Origin of the sequence: Frankia sp. CcI49 (genome assembly GCF_001983215.1) — a bacterium.
GTDB lineage: Bacteria > Actinomycetota > Actinomycetes > Frankiales > Frankiaceae > Parafrankia > Parafrankia irregularis.
This window is the reverse complement of the sequence record NZ_MOWP01000017.1, coordinates 99,771-119,878: the sequence shown is the minus strand read 5'-3', so window position 1 is coordinate 119,878 and position 20,108 is coordinate 99,771. Positions and strand designations below refer to the sequence as shown.

13 protein-coding genes are annotated in these 20,108 nt (G+C 71.2%); 8 read left to right on the top strand and 5 right to left on the bottom strand.

Going from position 1 to position 20,108, the window contains the following annotated elements; translation table 11 throughout:
• Positions 1-464: 464 nt before the first annotated feature.
• Entirely contained in the window at positions 465-1,226 is a 762-nt protein-coding gene (locus CcI49_RS15830) for an SDR family NAD(P)-dependent oxidoreductase (protein ID WP_054570508.1), read from the bottom strand.
• 104 nt (positions 1,227-1,330) lie between these two features.
• Positions 1,331-3,070 carry an aldo/keto reductase gene (locus tag CcI49_RS15825; protein WP_076827748.1) on the bottom strand — a complete coding sequence of 580 codons (1,740 nt, stop codon included), beginning with the start codon at positions 3,068-3,070 and terminating at the stop codon, positions 1,331-1,333.
• Between the two features lie 177 nt (positions 3,071-3,247).
• On the opposite strand from CcI49_RS15825, the gene CcI49_RS15820 reads away from it, so the two are divergent.
• The 3 genes from CcI49_RS15820 to CcI49_RS15810 all read left to right on the top strand — a co-directional run bounded on the left by CcI49_RS15820 (position 3,248) and on the right by CcI49_RS15810 (position 7,835).
• Positions 3,248-4,525: an aromatic ring-hydroxylating dioxygenase subunit alpha gene (locus CcI49_RS15820; protein WP_076827479.1), complete on the top strand. Its 1,278-nt coding sequence runs from the start codon at positions 3,248-3,250 to the stop codon at positions 4,523-4,525.
• A gap of 524 nt (positions 4,526-5,049) precedes the next feature.
• The gene (locus tag CcI49_RS15815; RefSeq protein WP_241840091.1) at positions 5,050-7,230 is read left to right on the top strand and encodes a DEAD/DEAH box helicase; all 2,181 of its coding nucleotides are present in this window, start codon (positions 5,050-5,052) and stop codon (positions 7,228-7,230) included.
• Between the two features lie 95 nt (positions 7,231-7,325).
• Positions 7,326-7,835, top strand: a complete 510-nt coding sequence (locus CcI49_RS15810; protein ID WP_076827475.1) for a hypothetical protein — start codon at positions 7,326-7,328, stop codon at positions 7,833-7,835.
• A gap of 11 nt (positions 7,836-7,846) precedes the next feature.
• Here the strand turns inward: CcI49_RS15810 and CcI49_RS15805 are convergent, their stop codons facing one another.
• On the bottom strand, positions 7,847-8,629 hold the full coding sequence (locus CcI49_RS15805) for a hypothetical protein (RefSeq protein WP_054570512.1): 783 nt from the start codon (positions 8,627-8,629) through the stop codon (positions 7,847-7,849).
• A 616-nt stretch (positions 8,630-9,245) separates the two neighbouring features.
• Here CcI49_RS15805 and CcI49_RS43295 point away from each other — a divergent pair.
• Positions 9,246-9,719, top strand: coding sequence for a hypothetical protein (locus CcI49_RS43295; protein WP_054570513.1), 474 nt, complete (start codon positions 9,246-9,248; stop codon positions 9,717-9,719).
• A gap of 325 nt (positions 9,720-10,044) precedes the next feature.
• Here the strand turns inward: CcI49_RS43295 and CcI49_RS15795 are convergent, their stop codons facing one another.
• Together CcI49_RS15795 and CcI49_RS15785 are read right to left on the bottom strand one after the other, a co-directional pair.
• A complete protein-coding gene (locus CcI49_RS15795) occupies positions 10,045-11,436 on the bottom strand; it encodes a lysine N(6)-hydroxylase/L-ornithine N(5)-oxygenase family protein (protein WP_054570514.1) in 1,392 nt (463 codons plus the stop codon).
• Positions 11,437-12,425: 989 nt separating this feature from the next.
• A complete protein-coding gene (locus tag CcI49_RS15785; protein ID WP_083749546.1) occupies positions 12,426-13,427 on the bottom strand; it encodes an ABC transporter ATP-binding protein in 1,002 nt (333 codons plus the stop codon).
• Between the two features lie 398 nt (positions 13,428-13,825).
• On the opposite strand from CcI49_RS15785, the gene CcI49_RS15780 reads away from it, so the two are divergent.
• The 4 genes from CcI49_RS15780 to CcI49_RS15765 all read left to right on the top strand — a co-directional run bounded on the left by CcI49_RS15780 (position 13,826) and on the right by CcI49_RS15765 (position 20,046).
• Complete coding sequence (locus CcI49_RS15780; RefSeq protein WP_076827746.1) at positions 13,826-14,902, top strand: iron chelate uptake ABC transporter family permease subunit; 1,077 nt, start codon at positions 13,826-13,828, stop codon at positions 14,900-14,902.
• Positions 14,903-14,985: 83 nt separating this feature from the next.
• Positions 14,986-16,104 (top strand): iron chelate uptake ABC transporter family permease subunit, encoded by a 1,119-nt coding sequence (locus CcI49_RS15775; RefSeq protein ID WP_083473838.1) that lies wholly within the window; start codon positions 14,986-14,988, stop codon positions 16,102-16,104.
• Between the two features lie 236 nt (positions 16,105-16,340).
• Positions 16,341-18,134, top strand: coding sequence for an ABC transporter ATP-binding protein (locus CcI49_RS15770; protein WP_076827743.1), 1,794 nt, complete (start codon positions 16,341-16,343; stop codon positions 18,132-18,134).
• Positions 18,127-20,046, top strand: a complete 1,920-nt coding sequence (locus CcI49_RS15765) for an ABC transporter ATP-binding protein (protein ID WP_198955550.1) — start codon at positions 18,127-18,129, stop codon at positions 20,044-20,046. The genes CcI49_RS15770 and CcI49_RS15765 overlap by 8 nt, the downstream gene beginning before the upstream one ends.
• The last annotated feature ends 62 nt before the right edge of the window (positions 20,047-20,108 follow it).

Here is a 20,108-nt window from a genome sequence, read left to right as displayed (position 1 = left end):
CATCCTTCCCCGGCAGGCTCGCCACTGCGCTGCTGAAAGCGTCAGCGAAGGACGTCGGTCGGCCAGGTTGGCTCCGGTAGTCGTTGCAGGAGGACTGGTCCGTGAGGCTGGTCCACCGGGGGCGCCGATGCCACGGCTCGGCCTCGACCTCGTCCGTCCAGTGACGGCGGGCGATGCGGGTCGTCATCGTTCCCTCGTCGAGATAGCACTGGAAACGGCGATGACGACGGACATTTTCTCGGCAGCCACGACATCGACGGCTTCGCGGTTGCCGTTGCGGATCACGCCTGGATCCGGGAGCTCGTCCACGCCTTTGCCGCGTTCTGACAAGGCCGTGTGCCGGTGCCCCCGGCATTAACGGCCTCCCTGGAGGACGCGTTGTCCGCTGGAGGCACGCCGGACGATGACGGCCAGGGAACGGAGCAGGATCTCGCCCCGTACCTGTCCCGGTGGCGCCGGTCAGGTCAGGTGTTGCGGCCGCCGTTCACGCCGATGATCTGGCCGGTGATGTAGCCGGCCTCCTCGGAGACAAGGAACGCGCACGCCGCGGAGATGTCCTCCGGCCGGCCGACGCGGCGGACCGGGGTCCGGGCGGCGTGCTCGTCCACGGTTGCGCCGAAACGGCCTTTCTGCTCGCTGAGACGCAGCATCGGGGTGTCGACGAAACCCGGAGGAATGGTGTTGACGGTGATGCCGCTCGGGCCGAGTTCGAGCGCGAGGGCCTTGGTGAAGCCGATGACGCCCGCCTTGGAAGCGACGTAGTGGGCCATGTAGGGCTGGCCACCCTGCGCGCTGGAGGAGGAGATGTTGACGATCCTGCCCCAGCCGGCCTCGATCATGTCCGGGAGGGCGGACTGGCAGCAGTGGAACGTCCCGGTCAGGTTCACGGTGAGGATCGACGTCCAGGATTCCAGGGACATGTCGATGAACCGGTGGTAGCCGGTCTTCCCGGCCGAGTTCACCAGGATGGTGACGGGCCCGAGGTGTTCGCGGGTCTGCGCCAGGGCCTGGTCGACGCTCGCGCGGTCGGCGACATCGACGGCGAGAGCGTGCGCTGTGCCGCCCTCGGCCTCGATCTCGGCCACGACCTGCTTGGCGTCGCCCTCGTTGAGGTCCAGCACGGCCACCCTGGCGCCGTCCCGGGCCAGCCGCAGCGCGCACGAACGCCCGATTCCCGAGGCGCCGCCCGTCACGACGGCGACCTTGCTGTTCAGTGTCCCGGCCATGTGTGTCTTTCCTTTCCGCGTCGACTGCCCGCGAGATGAGAGAGAAGAACGCGATGAGAGAGGGATGAGTGGCGGCTGCCGGCGGTCGCCGGTTTCGGCTGGGGTCACAGGCGGGCGGATGGCGCGGTGGAGCCGTCGATCGCGGTGATGACCTCGCCGGGAAGGTCGACGTCCGCTGCCGCGAGAAGCTCGTCCAGTTGGGCGACACCGGAGATGTCGACGCTTACCGCGGCGACGGGTCTCGTCCATTGCCAGGCCAGGTCAAGCTGCCTGGTCGTGCAGCCGAGCTGGGCCGCCGCTGCCTGCAGTCGTGCGGTCAGCGCGGGATTCGTGGGGTCGGTCTCGTTTTCGGGGCGTGGGGTGCTGATGAACCCGAGGCACTCCTCGGCGAGAAGGGGGAAATGCTCGCGTTCCGCCGCTCGTGCCGTCGGCCCGTACTCGGAGCGCAGAGAGATGAACCGGGCCCGGCCGAGCCGGTCGCTGGCGGCCACTGCCTTCATGATCCGGTAGGCGGGGAAGCCGGCGGCGCCGACATAGAGGATCTTGCCTGCGCGAACTAGATCATCCAGTGCTTCGACGGTCTCCTCCAGCGGGGTCGACGGGTCGTCGGCGCTCAGCTGGTAGAGATCGATGTAGTCGGTCCCGAGCCGGCGAAGGGCCGCGTCGCAGGCCGCGCGGAGGTGGCGCCGGCTGTTCCGGCCGCCATGGCGGGCTCGATCCAGCGCGATACCGCCACCGCCACCGCCACCGTCACCGCTCGTTCCGACGCCTGTTCCGGTGCTCGTTCCGGCTGCCAGCACGACCTGGGAACGCCTGCCGCGCAGCGACACCGCGCAGATCTCCGCGGCGTCGGCGGAAACGTCGGTGGCGTCGATGAGGTTTCCGCCGGCGTCGAGGTAGCGGGCGACCAGACCCGCCGCGGTCGCCGGGTCGCAGCCGCCGCCGGCCGCCCCGAAGGCCCGGATGCCGAGGGCGAGCCGGGAGACGTCCAGGCCGCTTCGACCGAGCCGTGAATACCGCATCGCCGCGGCCTCGCGCCTGGGCCCGGCGTGCCTGGAGATGGCGGTCTGGCTGGAACTGGCGTCGTCGACCGCGTCCTCGCCAGCGCCAGCGTCCTCGCCAGCGCCTGGGCTCGGGTGATCGGCGCCGGCGATTGGTGTGGCGGGGGAGGAGGCGGGGCGGTCCTGGTGGCCGGGGCCGCGGGTGAGGACGCCGCTGAGGAAGAGCTGCACAGCGTGCTGAAGGCGCTGGTCCTCAAGCTCGGGACTGCGGTAGATGCCGTAGGCCGCGAGCCAGGCCGGCATCGCGCCGACCATGGCGAAGAACTGCTCGGCGGCCAGTTCGACGTTGCTGACCGAGACCGCGCCGGCGCGCTCGTGCTCCCGCAGCAGATCGATGATGACCTGGATGCGCGGTGACCAGGTCGTGGCCTGGGAGCTCGCCGCGAACTCGGGGAACCGGGCCGACTCGGCGATCGCCATCCGGCTGAGGCGGACGATGTCCGGGTCGACGGACCGGGCGAGAATCGCCCGGGCGATCAGGGTCAGGCTGGCCGCGAGGTCGTCGGGCAGCGGCTCCAGGACCCGGGCGTCGCGTTCCTGGCGGGTGAGCGCCCAGGAGCTGACGGCGATGAACAGGGTCCGCTTGTCCGGGTACCGGCCGTACAGGGTGCTCTTGGTGACGCCCGCGGCTCGTGCCACCGCCTCCATGGTGGTCCGGTCGTAGCCGTGTTCGAGGAACGTGTCGACGGCGGCCCGGCGAAGCTTCTCCGTCAGCCGCGCCGCCTCCTCGGAGGTCGGTCTCCCGGCCCGGGACCGCGCACCGTCGTTCGCTCTGGGCTCCATCGAAAAAACGTACGGTTCGGTCGCCTTCTGGGTCAAGATGCGGTCGGCCGGCGGATGGCCCGCAGGCAGCACATGCGCCCGGCCTGCGGTCTGGGCTCGGGACCGTTGACCGGAAACCGGACTCGGTCGTACGTTTTCTCGACGTCCCATCTCGTGTGTGGTCTCGGAGGTAGACGCATGGCCCACTTCCCCAAGCCTGTCGAGGGCAGCTGGACGGAGCACTACCCGGACCTCGGCACCGGCCTGGTCACGTTCGAGGACTCGATCTCTCCCGAGCACTACGAACGGGAGCGTGCCGCGATCTTCCGGCGGACCTGGCTGAACGTCGGCCGCGTGGAGCAGGTCGCGCGAACGGGCGCCTACTTCACGAAGGAGATCCACGCCGCGAACGCGTCGGTGATCATCGTGCGGGACAGGGAGCACCAGGTCCGGGCGTTTCACAACATCTGCCGGCACCGTGGTAACAAGCTGGTCTGGAACGATTTCCCGCGCGAGGAGACGAGCGGCACGGCGCGGCAGTTCACCTGCAAGTACCACGCCTGGCGCTACGGGCTGGACGGTGCGTGCACCTTCGTTCAGCAGGAGTCCGAGTTCTTCGACTTCGACCGGGCTGACTACGGCCTCGTCCCGGTGCGCTGCGAGGTGTGGGAGGGCTTCATCTTCGTCAACTTCGACAACGATGCCGGCCCGCTACGGGAATATCTCGGGCGCTTCGCCGCCGGCCTTGAGGGCTATCCGTTCGGTGAGATGACCGAGGTCTACCGGTACCGGGCCGACGTCGGCAGCAACTGGAAGCTCTACCTCGACGCGTTCGCCGAGTTCTACCACGCACCCGTGCTGCACGCGAAGCAGTACGTGAGCGACGAGTCGCGCAAACTGCTCGGCTACGGCTACGAGTCGCTGCACTACGAGCTGGACGGTCCGCACTCGATGCAGTCGGCCTGGGGCGGAATGGCGCCACCCCGTGATCTCTCCATGGTGAAGCCGATCGAACAGGTGCTGCGCAGCGGGAACTTCGGGCCGTGGGACAGGCCTGACATCCCCGGCCTCGACCCGTTGCCGCCGGGTGTGAACCCGTCCCGGCAGAAGGCCTGGGGCCTCGACTCCTATGTCTTCTTCCCGAATTTCATGATTGTGGTGTGGGCGCCGGGCTGGTACCTCACCTACCACTACTGGCCGACCGCCTACAACCGGCACATCTTCGAGGGGACGCTGTACTTCGTCCCGCCGAGAACGCCGAGCGAGCGGCTGCGGCAGGAGCTGGCCGCGGTCACCTTCAAGGAGTTCGCGCTGCAGGACTGCAACACCCTGGAAGCGACCCAGAAGATGTTGGAGACAAGGGCTGTCTCGGAATTCCCGCTCAACGACCAGGAACTGGCCGTCCGGCACCTGCACCGGACCGCCGGCGACTACGTGGCGTCCTACCAGGAACGGTCCGACCGACGATCCAGGTGATCAGCCGGCGCTTGGGCGGCACCAGCCGGACCGGCCGGACCGGCCGTGGTCCCGCCGGCCGGCGCGCCGACGGGACCGCCACCGCCGTCGCGGGGAGAAGACGTGGGTGACGGCCGGATTCCACGAGGACGTCGCCGCAGCCAACGCTGACATCACTCCACCCTGAATCGTCGAAGAATCTGACTTCGCCGACGGATGGTCGTGCGGCGTGTCGCTCGAGCGCGCGTGGGCGCGTGGGCGCGGACCGCGCGCGGTTCCGCGGAACCGCGGGTCGACGGCGGGTACGGTCAGGCCGTCCTGACACGGCCAGCCGCGCGGGTGTGAGCCGGTCGCCCGTTCGAGTCAGCGGAGGACGTCTCGCCTGGCCGGCCAGGTCGGTCTCGCGGACCGGTCGCCCGTGGCCCCTGTGATTGTGGTGACCGCGAGACAGGCGTTGCCGGGGCGAACGCGGATCTGTCGGCGGTGTCGGGTAGACAGGGGGCATGGCTGATCAGGCGGCGCATCGCGGTGGTTCCGGAGGCGACGTGTCGCGGGCTCGGGCCGAGGAGCTGCTGCGGGCGCTGGCGGGTCCGGGTGCGGTGCTGCGCGACGACCAGTGGCGGGCGATCGATGCGCTGGTGAGCGAGCGGCGCCGGGTACTGCTCGTCCAGCGCACGGGCTGGGGCAAGTCCGCCGTGTACTTCCTGGCCACGGCTCTGCTGCGCGGCAGCGAGGGCTCGGGTGGCGGCGCCGCCCCGGCCCGGGTCGGGCCGACGGTGATCGTGTCGCCGCTGCTGGCGCTCATCCGCAACCAGGCGGCTGCCGCCGCGCGGCTGGGCATCCGGGCCGGGGAGATCCACTCGGGCAATCTCACCGAGTGGGACGAGGTCTACGGCGCACTGCGGGCCGGCGAGCTCGACCTGCTGCTGGTCGGCCCGGAGCGGCTGAACAACCCGACGTTCCGGGACGAGTACCTGCCGGAGCTGGCGCGCACGACGGGCCTGCTGGTCATCGACGAGGCGCACTGCATCTCCGACTGGGGCCACGACTTCCGGCCGGACTACCGCCGGCTGCGGTCGCTGATCGGTGAGCTGCGGCCGGGCGTTCCCGTCCTCGCCACGACGGCCACCGCGAACGCGCGGGTCGTCGCGGACGTCAGCGAGCAGCTCGGCGCGGGCGTCGTTGCCGCACCTGACGGCACGGTGGGCGCCGAGACGCTGGTGCTGCGCGGGCCGCTGGAGCGGGAGAGCCTGCGGCTGGGCGTGGTCAGCCTGCCCACCGCCGAGGAGCGCTTCGGCTGGCTGGCTGATCGTCTTCCCGAGCTGCCCGGTTCCGGGATCGTCTACACGCTCACGAAGCCCGCCGCCGAGGAGCTCACCGGCTTCCTGCGCGCCCAGGGCCACACCGTGGCGACTTACCACGGCGGGACGGAACCGGCGGAGCGCATCGCGGCGGAGGAGGACCTGCTCGCGAACCGGGTCAAGGCCCTGATCGCCACCAGCGCGCTGGGGATGGGCTTCGACAAGCCGGATCTCGGCTTCGTCGTGCACGTCGGGGCACCGAACTCCCCGATCGCCTACTACCAGCAGGTCGGCCGGGCGGGCCGCGCGCTGGAGTCCGCGGAGGCGATCCTGCTGCCGGCCGCGGAGGACCGCGCCATCTGGCGGTACTTCGCCGACACGTCCTTCCCACCGGAACGGCTGGTGCGGGACGTGCTCGGCGCGTTGGAGCAGGCGTCGAAGCCGATGTCGACCCAGGCGTTGCTCGCCGTGGTCGACCTGGGGCCGGGCCGCCTGGAGCAGATGCTGAAGGTGCTGGACACCGACGGCGCGGTCCGGCGGGTCAAGGGGGGCTGGGAGCACACCGGGCAGCCCTGGGCGTACGACGCGCGCCGCTACGAGCGGGTCGCCGCGGCGCGCGCGGTCGAGGAGCAGTCGATGCTGGACTACATCGCGACGACGTCCTGTCGGATGGAGTTCCTGCGCCGGGCCCTCGATGATCCGTACGCGGCTGCCTGCGGGCGGTGCGACCGGTGCACCGGGCGGAGCTGGGCGGCGGACGTCTCGGCGCAGGCGCGGGCCAGCGCCCGCACGGAGCTGCGTCGGCCCGGGGTCGTCGTCGAACCGCGCAAGATGTGGCCCACCGGCATGCGCACGCTGGGGATCAACGCCTCCGGCCGGATTCCCGCCGCGGCCGGTGCCCTGTCCGGTCGGGCCCTCGCCCGGCTCAACGACCTCGGGTGGGGTAACCGGCTGCGGCCCATGTTCGACAGTGCGCCCGGCTCGGGTGAGGCGCGTGGCGTGGACCAGCCGGTTCCCGACGACGTCTTCGACGGTGTCGTGCGGATGCTCGCGGCCTGGGAATGGGAGCAGCGCCCGGCGGCGGTGGTGACGGTCGGCTCCCGGAGCCGCCCGCGGCTGGTCGGCGACCTCGGTCAGCGCATCGCCCAGGTCGGGCGGCTGCCCCTGCTCGGGGAGCTGCCGCGGGTTTCGGGCGGGCCGTTCGCCGGCCAGGTGCACAACAGCGCGCACCGCCTCGCCGGGCTGTGGTCGGCGTTCGACGTGCCGCCTCCGCTCGCCGAAACGCTCGGTGGCCTGACCGGCYCGGTGCTGCTCGTCGACGATCTGGTCGTCAGCGGCTGGACGATGACGGCGGCGGCCCGCGCATTGCGCGCCGCCGGCGCACCCGCCGTGATGCCACTGGCCCTGGCGATGGAGACCGGCTGAGCGCAGAATTCCAGGACGCGTGCGCGGTAGGCGCGTAAGGTTTTGTCTCCTGGCCCGGGGCTACCCGATCCAGGCGACAGCGGCGGGGGAGTGGGATGGCGCTGCGTGATCGGATCGCCTTTCAGGTGCGCCCGTACCTGGCTCCGGGGGAGCAGGTCCAGCACGTTGTTCTGGCGCAGGCGGGTCTATCCCCGTACTTCAACCTCGTGCCACCACTCGGATTCCCCGTCTGGAACCTGACAATCAATCTTCTCCCCTGGTCGGAGTTCTATTTCTTCGCTTCCGGCGCCGTGATGGCGGCGCTGGTCCTGGCTGGGTACACGATCTGCCTCACCCGGGTGCGGAACAGGATTCTGGTCGTGACCGACCAGGCCATTCTCCTGATGGGAGCCGGCCTGATCGCCTGGTCCACGCCGAACGGGCCCCCGCTTCTCCGCCTGCCGAGGCGGACCGTTCTGGGCCCGCCCAGGGGTCTGGCCGGCGCGATGCTTCTCTCGGGAGAGAAGCTGTGGGTGTCGCCCCTTTTTCGTAAGCGCGTCACCGCGGCGAACGCCGAACTGGCCGTGGTGACGTCACCGCCCTGGCCGGGGTCCGCGATCAGCTGACACCGGTGGGCTCACTGGTTGGTCAGTTTGCCGGCGATCTGGTCGATGAAACCCTGCTCGGTGTCCTGCGGGGGGTCATCCTGGATGTTGGTGACGGTGAGCTCGACGGCGACCTGACCCACGTAGAAGTAGACCGTGTCGAAGATGTAGCTGTAGGTGCCGGTCTGGTCGGTGATGCTCATCGAGGTACGGACCAGCGCGGTGCAGCCACGTGGCAGAAAGGACGTGTCAACCGCGACGACCTCGGCAGTGAGCTCCTCCGACTGCTCTCCTGCCAGCTGTTCCTCGAGCGCCCCGCGGAAACAGTCACCGAAAAGCGGGCTGGTGACGATGTCGGCGTTCTGCTGRATCTGGCTCGCGGAGAGAACCTTCGCGTGGCTGCTCGCCTGGATCTCGTTCGCGTCGGTGTTGAAGAACGTGTCGCCGGCCGTCTCGTCCGCCGGCGGGGTCGGGTCGTACCCGGTGATGCCGACGCATTCCGCGACCTCGCCGCGGATCAGGCTGCTGTCGGGGTCATCCGCGCCGCCCGAGCTCTCGAAGCCCGCCGTCTCCGGTGCGGCCGTGAGGACGTAGTCACCCGCGCGAAGGTCCCGAGCCGGTGCGCCGGTGGCCGGGGCGGCGGGACCGGTCGCCGGCGCCGCGGTGGCCACCGATGGCGTAGCCGCCGGGGTGGTCGGCGGCGCGATCACGAGGCCGCCTTCCTGGCATCCCGAGAACAGCAGAGCCAACGCCCACGCGGCGATCGCGCCGACCACCGATCGGCGCACATTCCGGACCCGTCGCAGGCCGCTCATCCCTACCTCCGTGCACATCGCCAGCCGTTACGGGAACGGCATTTGTCGTTGGTTTCAACGAGCAACACGATGCCGAAGAAAGGCCGCCCCGAGGCCAGAGTGACGATGTCTTCCGTGGGACAGGCGGCGGCCTCGAGGATTCTTTGGTGAATTTCGGCCGGGTGGCGCCCCGTTTCTGTTCGTGATGCCACCCTTGACAGGGCGCAGAATCGGTGCCTGGTGCTGTGCGCCGGCCCCTGACTGTCCTGGTCCGGAAGGCGACAGCGCCAGCCTGCCCGGGGTGAACTCGACGATCCGCGGATCTTGCTGCTGGCGGGCGAGTGGCTGCTGGTATCGGTCCGCTTCCGCAGGGAGGTCGCCGCGGCCAACGCGGGCCTGGTGCCGGCCTGACCGGACGTGCCCGCGCGGACCGGACCGCTGAACTCCGGACCGCTGAACTCCGGGACGCCGAACTCCGGGACGCCGAACTCCGGGACGCTGGACTCCACACCGCTGAACTCGCCGCCGCCGACGCCGAGGCCGCCGAATTCCGTGTCACGGCGGGTGCCCTGGCGCGTTATGATTCGCCGCTGGAACGGGGATTGCCTCGATCCGGGTGACGTCCGGGGAGCGCGGGATGGCAGTGCGCGCGAAGACCGCCAGGCGGCTGGTTCCGTACCTGGCTCCGGGGGAGCGGGCCGTGAACGCCTTCCAGGCGCGGACCGGGGCCTCGCCGTACTGGGGCCTCCTGTTCGGAACCGGCTTTTTTCTGACCGGCCTGATCGATCGTCTTCTCCCCGATTCCCAGTACTACGTCGGCGACGCCATTCTCGTGGTACTTCTGATGGGTTTTGCTCTGGTCGTTCTCGCCCGGACGCGGAACCGGATCGTGGTCGTCACCGACCAGGCCGTCGTGGTTCTCGAGGCCGGCCTGTTCGCCTCGAGAACACCGAGCGGGCCGGTGCCGCTGGTGCGGCTGCCGCGCCGGACCGTGCTGGGGCCACCGCGGGGTTTCGTCGGCTCGATGTCGCTTGCGGGCGAGAAGGTCTGGATCCCGTTTCGCCACCACAAGGATGTCGCTGCCGCCAACGCGGGCCTCGCTCAGCTCTGAGGTGGCCGCGGTGCGTCAGGAACGGTGACGGTCTGACGAGTTGACGGGCGACGGTCTGACGAGTTGACGGGCGCGGAGAAGGTCGACCAGCCGGGGATGGCCGGCGTCTGGGAGTGCTCGGCGAATGCGCTCTCCACGCCCGTCTTCCGTCATCGTGCGTTTTCCGCCGTCGAGCTCGGGCCTGCCCCAGGCTCTGACCACACACCGTGAGATGGCGAAGGCTCACGGCGGCACCAGCGCGTATTCCTGCGTCTTCGGGCGTGTACCGGGCCAGCGCACTCCGGAACGGTGCCAACGGCGACGGCGACGGCGACGGTGACGCGGGTCAGTTCTGCGACTGGGTCTTGTGTTGGGCGGGGAGATACGAGGGGGCTGTGATGCCCTGGCCGATGGCCGCCAGTGGTTCGTCCAGCTCCTGTCGGCGCAGCACCGAGTCGAGGATCTCGCCGGCCCGGATCGAGATGTTGGACAGCAGGGACGACGAGATGCCGTGCTGGAACTCGCTCGCACCGGGAACGTAGATGCCGGCCGTGGTGTCGGGCTTCGTCTCGATGCTGTAGTCGCGTGCGACCTGGAGCCGGCCGGAGTCGCTGACCAGGCAGGCGTCCTCCATGCTGCCGAGCACGCGCCGCGGGTCCCGGGCGTTGTAGCCGGTGGCGAGCACGACGATGTCGGTGTCCAGGACCCGCTTGTCGCCGGTGGGCAGGTGCCGGATGTGGACCCGGGTGCCGTCCGGCAGCGCCTCGTAGGCCTCCACCTGCGAGGCTCGCAGGAAGTACAGCCGCTGGGGCCCGCGGACCTTCTCCTGGTAGCTGCGTCGGTAGAGCTCGTCGATCAGGTCCATGTCGACCGCGGCGTAGTTGGTGCTGCGGTGATAGGTCAGCAGCATCTCCCGGACGCCTTCCGGCGCGTGGTAGAACTCGTCGACGGCGTCCGGGTCGAAGATCTGGTTGACGAAGCCGCTGTTGTCGGCCGGTGTGAGCCCGTACCGGGCGAACACCGCGAACACCTCGGCCTGCGGGAACCGGGTGTGCAGGTGTTCGGTCACCTCGGCGGCGCTCTGGCCGGCCCCGACCACGACGAAGCGCTGGCGTGGTGTCGACGGCATCTGCGCGAGCCGGTGCAGCAGGTCGTGGTTGTGCCACAGGCGGTCGCCGAGCTCGGCGTTTTCCGGCAGCCGCGGTTCGAGCCCGGCGGCGATGACGACGTTGCGGGCCCGGCGGACGACGGTGCGGCCCGGCTGGCCGGGCCGGCCGCTGATCACGTCGATGTAGGCGACCGCGCCCTCGTGGACGACCGGCCGCAGATCCAGGACCTCGGTGTCGTATTCGACGAGATTGTCGAGCCGGCCCGCGGCCCATTCCAGATAGTCGTGGTATTCGCAGCGCAGCGGGAACATCGTCTTGTGGTTGATGAAGTCCACGAGCCGGTTCTGCGAATGCAGGTAGTTCAGAAAGCTGAAGCTGCTGGACGGATTTCGCAGCGTCGCCAGATCCTTGAGGAAGGACACCTGCATGGTGGCGCCGTCGAGCAGCATCCCGCGATGCCAGCCGAAGCGGGGCTGGCGTTCCAGAAATATCGCGCGCAGGGCGGCCCCGGCGGAGACGCTGCTGTTGTGTTCCTCGATCGCGATGCCTAGGGCGATGTTCGAGGGTCCGAACCCGACTCCGATGACGTCGTGCACACCGAGTTCCGCGGTCGGTGGACGGTCTCCCACGGCTGCCCCTCTTGTCGGTTGATCTGACCGGATCTGACCGGATGTGAATTTAGGTTAACTTTACCTATGTTCGGGTCGACCTGTTGCTCTGTCAAGGCGTTCGCCGAGGTCGCGCCGGTCGAGGTGGCGATGAGGGCGTCTGGTCGGGTCCGCCTGGGGTGCGCGCGGGGACCGCGCGGTTGGCGTCCATTGTTGATTTGTCGCGCCGGTCGAGGTGAAGGGTCGCGGTTGTGGTGGGTCGTCGTGGATGGATATGGACGACGGCACGTGATCGAAGGTGACTGTGCGTTGCGACGACCGCGGCCAGCATGGAGCTGAATATGTTAAGTGAACCTAACTTAGGTGTGATGCGGTTGGTGGTCAAGCAGGTCGGATGTGGCGACTGGCATGGCTCGCGACGGCTTGACCGGTTGCGTCCCGCAAGGTATAGGTTAGGTTTACTTAAGTCTTTCGATGATGGGGCGATCGAGGCCCTGCCGGGCGCCGTCGACCACACCGCCGGAGTTGCCCGGGCGGTGGCCCGGCTGTGTGCCGGTGAACTCGACAAGGCCGTGCTGGCCCGGACGCTGCGCGCCCCCGGGCTGGTGGGCGCCGCCGCGCTCGTCCGCCGCCTGGCCCGCGGTGATCCGCAGGCGTTCGTCTTCGGTGCCGAGGCGCCGCGTCCCGGACCTGGTCTTCCCGGGGTTCCCACGGAGGCCGGCGGCACCATGGCCGGGGAGAGTCCCGAACTGCTGCTCTCCCGGTGTGGGGCGTCGGCGACGCGGTCGCCGACGACCTGCGCCCCTACGCCGACGCCCTGCGCCCCTACTATGTGGGGCTGGACCTCCCGGCGGCGCCGACGCGCGTCCGCACCACGACCAGGTGGCACCCGTCGACGCGGATCGGCGGTTGGCTCGCGGATCCGTCGGTGTCGTCACTTCGTCTCGCCGCCGCGCCGCACCCCACCCCGGCGGTGTGCGGGTGGCCGACGTCCGCGGTCAGCGCCGCCATCAGCCGGCGCCGACCGCCACGGCCGTGCCCGACGCCGCGGCGCCGGAGGGATCGGTGCCGGCCTCGGAGTCGGTGCCGGCGTCCCTGTCGTCGGTGTCGGTGTCCGTGTCCGTGTCTGCGGTGTGGGACTGAGGCCGGGCCTGCTCGGCTGTCGCCAGGTTCTCGCGAAGCTCGCGGCGCCGGGCCCGGGCCGCGGGCACCACCAGCGGTGTGGCGGTCTCGGGGTCGGGCACGACGCTGCACGAGATGCCGAAGACCTCCTCCACCAGCTCCGCGGTGACGATCTCGTTCGGGTCCCCCTGTGCCACGATGCGCCCGTCCTTCATCGCGACCAGATGGGTGGCGTACCGGCAGGCCTGGTTCAGGTCGTGCAGGACGGCGACGAGGGTTCGGTTGCTCTCCTCGTGCAGGTCCGCGCACAGGTCGAGGATCTCGATCTGGTGCGCGAGGTCCAGGAACGTCGTCGGCTCGTCCAGCAGCATGATCGGCGTCTGCTGGGCCAGCGCCATCGCGAGCCAGACCCGCTGGCGCTGGCCGCCGGAGAGCTCGTCGACGAACCGGTCGGCGAGGTCCTCGGTATGGGTGGCCGCGAGCGCGTCGCGGACGGCGTCCTCGTCCTGGCGGGACCACTGGCGCAGCAGGCGCTGGTGGGGGTAGCGGCCCCGGGCGACCAGATCGGAGACGAGGATGCCGCTCGGGGCGATCGAGGTCTGCGGCAGCAGCCCCAGCCGGCGCGCCACCTCCTTCGACGGCAGCGACCGGATGAGCGCCCCGTCGAGGTAGACCGCGCCGTGACGTGGGCGCAGCATCCGGGCCAGCGCCCGCAGCAGGGTCGACTTGCCGCACGCGTTGGGGCCGACGATGACGGTGAAGGAGTTGTCGGGGATGCGCACACCGAGGTCGGTGGCGACGACGCGCTGGTCGTAGGCGAGGGTCAGGCCCCTCGCGTGCAGCCGGGGCTCCCCGTCGGGCTGGGACACCACGGCCGGCTGGGACCCCATGGCCGGCTGGGACGCCACAGTCGCTGCGGCGGTCGACACCGCGGCTGCCGTCGTGGAACCGCCGTCGTCGCTGCGCTGTGGCAGGCCTGCTTCCTCCTCGCCGCCGTCGGCGGATGCGGCAGTCCTGCGCAACGATGCCGGGCGCTGTCCACGTCGTGTGTTCAAGGCCTCTACCAACCCCGATCTCTTTAGGTAAGCCTCACTTATCGTGTGGGCTGCTTCCGTGGCTGGTCAAGGCCTCATCGTGATTCCTGGCGCCGCGCGCACCCGAGTGATTCGTACTGGTGTTGACTACTGGAGGTAAGCCTGACCTAAATAACGTCGTGGAGCGGGGAACGGTGATCGGGATTTCCGCGGGGCCCAGGGCGCCGGCCACAGCGGCTGTGGCGAGCCCGGGCATGTCCACCGGCCCGTCGGCCGGTCTGTCCGCGGGCCCGTCGGCCGGCCGGTCCACGGACCCGTCCGCGAGTGGGACGGCGCGGGGAGCGCTGCGGCCGTTGGGACTCGTCGCCGCGGTCGTGCTGCTCGCCGGCGCCGTGCTGATGAGCATCGCCGTCGGCGCGAACCACCTGGCGCTGTCGGACGTCTGGCGCGTGCTGTGGCACGACGACCGGTCCGACGCCGCCGTGATCGTCCACGACATGCGGGTTCCCCGCACCCTCGTCGGGCTCGTCGTCGGCGCGGGCCTGGGCGTGGCCGGCGCGCTGGCGCAGGCGCTGACCCGCAACTCCCTCGCCGACCCGGGCCTGCTCGGGGTCAACCTCGGGGCCGCTGCCGCGGTTGTCGCCGCGGTGTCGTTCCTGGGTGTGACCTCGCCCAGCGGCTACGTGTGGTTCGCGCTGCTCGGCGCCGCCGCCGCGTCCGCCGCCGTCTACGTGCTGGGTGCCACCGGCCGGGCGGCCGTCGCGCCGGAACGGCTCATCGTGGCCGGCGCCGCTCTCAGCGCGGTGCTCGCCGCCTTCACCTACGCCGTCGCCTTCCTCGACCACGAGACGTTCGACCGGCTGCGCTTCTGGGATGTCGGTTCGCTGGCCCGGGCCGACATGCCACAGCTCGCCGTCGTCGTGCCCTTCATCGGCGTGGGCCTGCTGGTTGCCTTCGCCATCGGCGGCGCGCTCGACGCGATGGCCATGGGCGAGGATGCCGGCCGCGGTCTCGGGGTCCATGTGGCCCGCACCCGGACGCTGGGGGTGCTCGCCGTCGCGCTGCTGTGCGGTGCCGGCACCGCGGCGGCCGGCTCCATCACGTTCGTGGGGCTGGGCGTCCCGCACATCGCGCGGGCGATCTGCGGCCCGGACCAGCGCTGGGTGGTGGCCTACTCCGCCGTGCTCGGCCCGGTGCTGCTGCTCACCGCCGACGTCGTCGGCCGGGTGATCATCGCGCCCGCCGAGCTGGAGGTCGGTGTGGTCAGCGCGTTCGTAGGCGCCCCGGTCTTCATCGTGCTGTGTCGGCGCGCACGGTTGGGTCGATTGTGAGCGGAACACGCCCCGCGGTGGCGACGATGACCACGCGCGGGGCCGCTGGAGCCAACGGGGCGGCAGTGGGGGGAGGTGAGTCCATGGCGACAGGAGCGACCGGAACGGCAGGCCTGCCCGGAGCGGCGCGCGGAGTCCTGCCGGGCGGCGTCCTGCCCGGGGGTGCGGTGCCACGCGGCTGGGTGCTTCGCGACCGAGGTGACCGGGTGTCGCTGCGCGTCGACGGCCGGGGGGTGCTGGTCTGCCTCGGGCTGGTCGTGGCCATTCTGGTGGTCAGCGTCCTGACCCTGACGACGGGTGACTACCACCTGTCGGTCCGCGAGGTGGTCGACAGCCTGCTCGGGCACGGCAGCTCCGGCACGGACTTCATCGTCCGCACGCTGCGGCTGCCGAGGCTGGTCGCGGGCCTGCTGGTCGGCGCGGCCCTGGCCGTCAGCGGGGCGATCTTCCAGACGATGACGGCCAACCCGCTCGGCAGCCCGGACGTCATCGGTTTCACCGCCGGGTCGGCCACCGGGGCGGTGATCGTGATCCTGGTCCTGCACGGCAGCGTCTACGAGACGTCCTTCGGTGCGATCGCCGGCGGTGTGCTGACCGCGGTCGCGATCTACCTGCTGTCGTTCCGGCGGGGTGTCGCCGGCCCCCGGCTGATCCTGATCGGGATCGGGGTGGCGTCGATGCTGACCGCCCTGAACTCCTACCTGATCGCGCGGGCGACCCTCGGTGACGCGATCACGGCCCAGACCTGGTTGCTGGGCAGTCTGAGCCGGCGCAGCTGGGAGCAGGTCCGCCCGCTGGTGTTCGCCGTGATCGTGCTGCTGCCGGCCGCGCTCTATCTGAGCCGGCGGCTGTCGATGCTGGCCATGGGTGCCGACACGGCGCGGGCGCTCGGCGTGTCGGTGGAGAGCAGCCGGCTCGCGCTGCTCGGTGTGGGTGCGGCGCTCGCGTCCTGCGCGACCGCGGCGGCGGGCCCGATCGGTTTCGTCGCGCTGGCGGCGCCGCAGCTCGCGCGGCACCTGGCGCGGTCGGCGGGTGCGGCACTGCTGCCGGCGGCGCTGCTCGGCGCGCTGCTCGTGGTGGCCAGCGACCTGGTGGCCCAGCGGGCGTTCGCTCCCTCGCAGCTGCCCGTCGGGGTGGCGACGAACGCCGTCGGTGGTCTCTACCTGGTGTGGCTGCTGGCCCGGCAGCGGCGGCGGATCTGAGCACGGTGCTCGCGCGGATGCTGTTACGTCGGCGTATCGATTGACCCGTTCCGGGTACTTAGCTAAGCTTTACCTAATTTATCGGTGTTGTCTCCCTTAGGTTTCGGTCGCCCGGCGGCGGGCCGCTGTCCCGTCGCCGGTGTCCCGACCCCGTCTCTGCTCGCACCCGAGCGCCGGGCGCTCCGCCGCGGCGGCTCCCGGCCGGGCCGGGCACCCACCCTGGAGTGGTCCTGGCGATGGCCATGTCGGCTGGCAACACCGTCCTGTGGGCGCAGCTGCGCTCCATGCCCGGTCCGCTGTCTCTCGGCGTGCTGGCGACCCTCGTCCAACAGCTGGCGATGCTCGTGCTGCCCTGGGGCATCCAACACGCCCTGGACGACGGCATCACCCCGCTGGACGTCGACCAGACGGTGCGCTGGTCGCTCATCACCGCGGGTATCTCGCTCGCGTTCCTGGTGGGCGGGGTGGGTGGCCAGTGGTGGTCGGGTATCGCGGCCAACCGGGTCGCGCACGGCCTGCGGAGCGAGCTCATCGACAAGGTGACCACCCTCGACCGGCCCGCGCTGGTCGGCTTCGGGCGCGGCGACCTCGTCATGCGGGTCACCCGGGACGTCGACCTGGTGCGGCTGTGGCTGCAGAACCTCGGGGTCTGGGTCCGGGTCGTCGTCACCGTCGTCGTCGTCCTGCCGGCCATCGGGCTGCTCGACCCGCTCCTGCTGCTCGTCACCGTCGTGACGGTGCCGCTGGTGGGGCTGGCCAACGCGTTCTTCCCCGGCCGCTACGACACCGCCAACGAGGCGCTTTCCGAGGCACACGGCTCCCGCGCGGACGCGGTGGAGGACCTGCTGTCGGCCAGCGCCGCGGTGCGGGGGCTCGGTGGCGAGCGGGTGCTCGTCCGCCGCCATCACGACCTGTCCCGGTCGGTGACGAGCACGTCCCTGCGGGTCGCCGAGGTGTCGGCCTGGTGGTCCGCGGTGCCGCCGGCGCTGCCCCGGCTGGCGATCGCGGTCGGACTGGGCATCGGCGGGGCCGCCRCCATCAGCGGTGATCTGACCATCGGCGGCCTGGTCGCCTTCACCTCCTGGATGACGACTCTCGCGCTGGCCATCGCCATCCTGGTCGACCTGCTCGCCGGCCGCGGCCAGGCCCGGGTCGCCGCCGAGCGCATCGCCGAGGTGCTCGGCACCCCGGGGCTCGCCGAGGACCCCGCCGCCGTGGTGCCGCTGCCGGCCACCGGCGCCCTGCGGGTGGAGGGCGCCGTGGTCCGCCACGGCGACCGCCACGTGCTCGGGCCGGCGGACCTGTGCGCCGCGCCCGGCGAGTTCATCGCGGTCACCGGCCCGACCGGATCGGGCAAGTCCACCCTGGCCCGGCTGCTGTGCCGGATCGAGGACCCGACCGAGGGGACGATCCGCTACGGCGGGGTGGACCTGCGGGCCGCGTCGCGCACCGAGGTGCTGACCCGGATCGGCCTCGTGCCGCAGCGGCCGCTCGTGCTCACCGGCACGATCGCCGACAACCTGCGGCTGGGCCGCGAGATCGAGCTGGCCGAGCTGCGGGCCGCCTGCCACGCCGCCGCGCTGGACGAGTTCATCATGAGCCTTCCCGACCAGTACGACACGGTGGTCGGCGAGCGGGGCGGCACGCTGTCCGGCGGGCAGGGCCAACGGCTCGCGCTCGCCCGCGGCCTGCTGGGGCGTCCCGCTGTCCTCGTGCTGGACGACGTCACCTCGGCGCTGGACGTCGAGACCGAGGCCGCGGTGCTGCGCCGGCTGCGGGAATGGAATCCCACCGGCGCGATTGTCGTGGTGTCGCACCGGCCCGCGGTGCTGGCCGCCGCCGACCGGGTGCTGACGCTGCCACCGCCACCCCGCAACACCGCGCCGCCCGGTGCCGAGCGCGAGCCGGCCGCCGCCGCCGAGTCGCCTGCTGCAGCTGCTGCCGAGCCGGCTGCTGCCGCCGATTCGCCTGGCGGTGCCGAGCTGTCCGCTGATGCTGCTGATCTGACCGCCGGAGGTCACCGTGGCTGAGGTCCGCATGCTGCACGAGGACCCGGCCACCGCGGGCGCGTTGCGCCAGGCGTGGCGCCACCTGCGACCACACCGCCGGCTGCTGACCGCCGCGTTGGCCGCGACGGTCGCGAGCACCGCCGCCGTGGTCGGGATCGCCCCCGTGATCGGCCGTGGCGTCGACGCGGTGATCGCCCGCGACCGGACGGCACTGTGGTGGACGGTCGGCGGCCTCATCGTGCTCGTCCTCGCCCGTCTGCTGCTCCTGCGCTGGTCGGAGGTGCTGCTGGCCCGGGCCGGCGAACGGGTGGTGCAGGACCTGCGCGACCTCGTCGTGGAGCGGCTCGCGGGCGCGCCGCTGCGGTTCGTGGAGGCGCACCGAACCGGGGACCTGCTGCGGCGGGCCACCGGCGAGATCGCCGACCTGGCACTGTTCATCCGCGAGCAGCTGCCGAACCTGCTCGGCATCGGGCTCACCGTGGTGCTCACGACGGTGCTGCTGATCGTCTACTCGCCGCTGCTGTCGCTGGTGCTCGTCGTGCTGTTCATCCCCGCCGCGGTTGCGGTGGTCCGGTGGTTCGACCAGGTCGCCCGCACGGCGTTCGGCCGGCAGGCCTCGGCCGACGCGACGATGACCGCGACGTTCACCGAGACGCTGGCCGCCGGTGAGGCGCTGGTGGTCGTCGGACGTCCCGGCGAGTGGGTCGAGCGGTTCCGCCGCGACAACGACGAACTGCTGCGGGCGTCCAACCGGACCATCGGCGCGCAGAACCGGCTGGAGCTCTTCAGCCTGCTCGAGGGACTGGCCACCGCGGTTCTGCTGCTGCTGAGCGTGTGGCTGGCCCGGTCGGGCCACCTCGGCGTGGGCACTGTCGTGGTGTTCGTGCTCGCGACCCGCAACCTGTTCGAGGGGCTGGCCGGCCTGTCCCGCCTGATCGGGCAGCTGCAGACCGCGCGGGTCGGCGTGGCCCGCCTGGCCGACCTGCTGGAAGCCACCGACGCGCCTGGCGCCGACGCGCCTGGCACCGACTCTCCCGCCATCGATCTGCCCGCCACTGCCGCGTCGGCCACGGATGCGCCCGCCTCCGACGCACCCACCACCACCGCCGGTGGTGGTGCGGTGTCGCTCCCGCCGCGCGGTGAGCTCGCCGCGACGGACCTGTGGTTCGGCTACGGGACGGACGAGGACGCGCAGGTGCTCCGGGGGGTGTCGGTGCGCTTCCCGTCCGGAGACCGGGCCGGGCTGGTCGGTACCACCGGCTCGGGCAAGACGACGCTCGCGAAGCTCCTGTGCGGTCTCTACGAGCCCGACGCGGGCGTGGTGACGTTCGGCGGCGTCGACCTGAGCACCGTGTCGCCCGAGGAGATCCGGCGCCATGTCGTCCTCGTGCCGCAGCAGGTGCACATCATCACCGGCTCGCTCGCGGAGAATCTCGCGCTGGCGCCGGGCGAGCCCGACCGCGCGGCGATGGAGCGGGCGGTGGACGTGCTGGGTCTGACCGAGTGGGTGGCGGGACTGCCCGGTGGCCTCGACGCGTCCCTGGGCGCCCGCGGTGAGCTGCTGTCCGCGGGCGAGCGCCAGATCGTCGGACTGGTGCGGGCGGCCCTGGTCGACCCACCGGTACTGGTGCTGGACGAGGCCACGGCCGACCTGGACCCCGACGTGGCGCGCCGGCTGGAGACAGCGGTGGAGCACCTGCGCCCGGGGCGGACGCTGATCGTCATCGCGCACCGGCAGGCGACCATCGACCGCCTGCCGCGGCGGGTTCGCCTCGTCTCCGGCCGTCTCGTCGCGGGTGACACCTCGGGTGACACCGCTGGAGACGTCGCCGGAGACGTCCGGGGAGATGCCGCGGGAGACGTCCTGGTCGATGCGGGACATTCCGTGCCCAGCCAGCTGCAGAGCGATCCGATCGTGAGCGATCCGGCGTAATCGCTGGTCATACCGCATTAGTTAGGCTAACCTCACCTTATACCGACTTAGGTCGGCCTAAC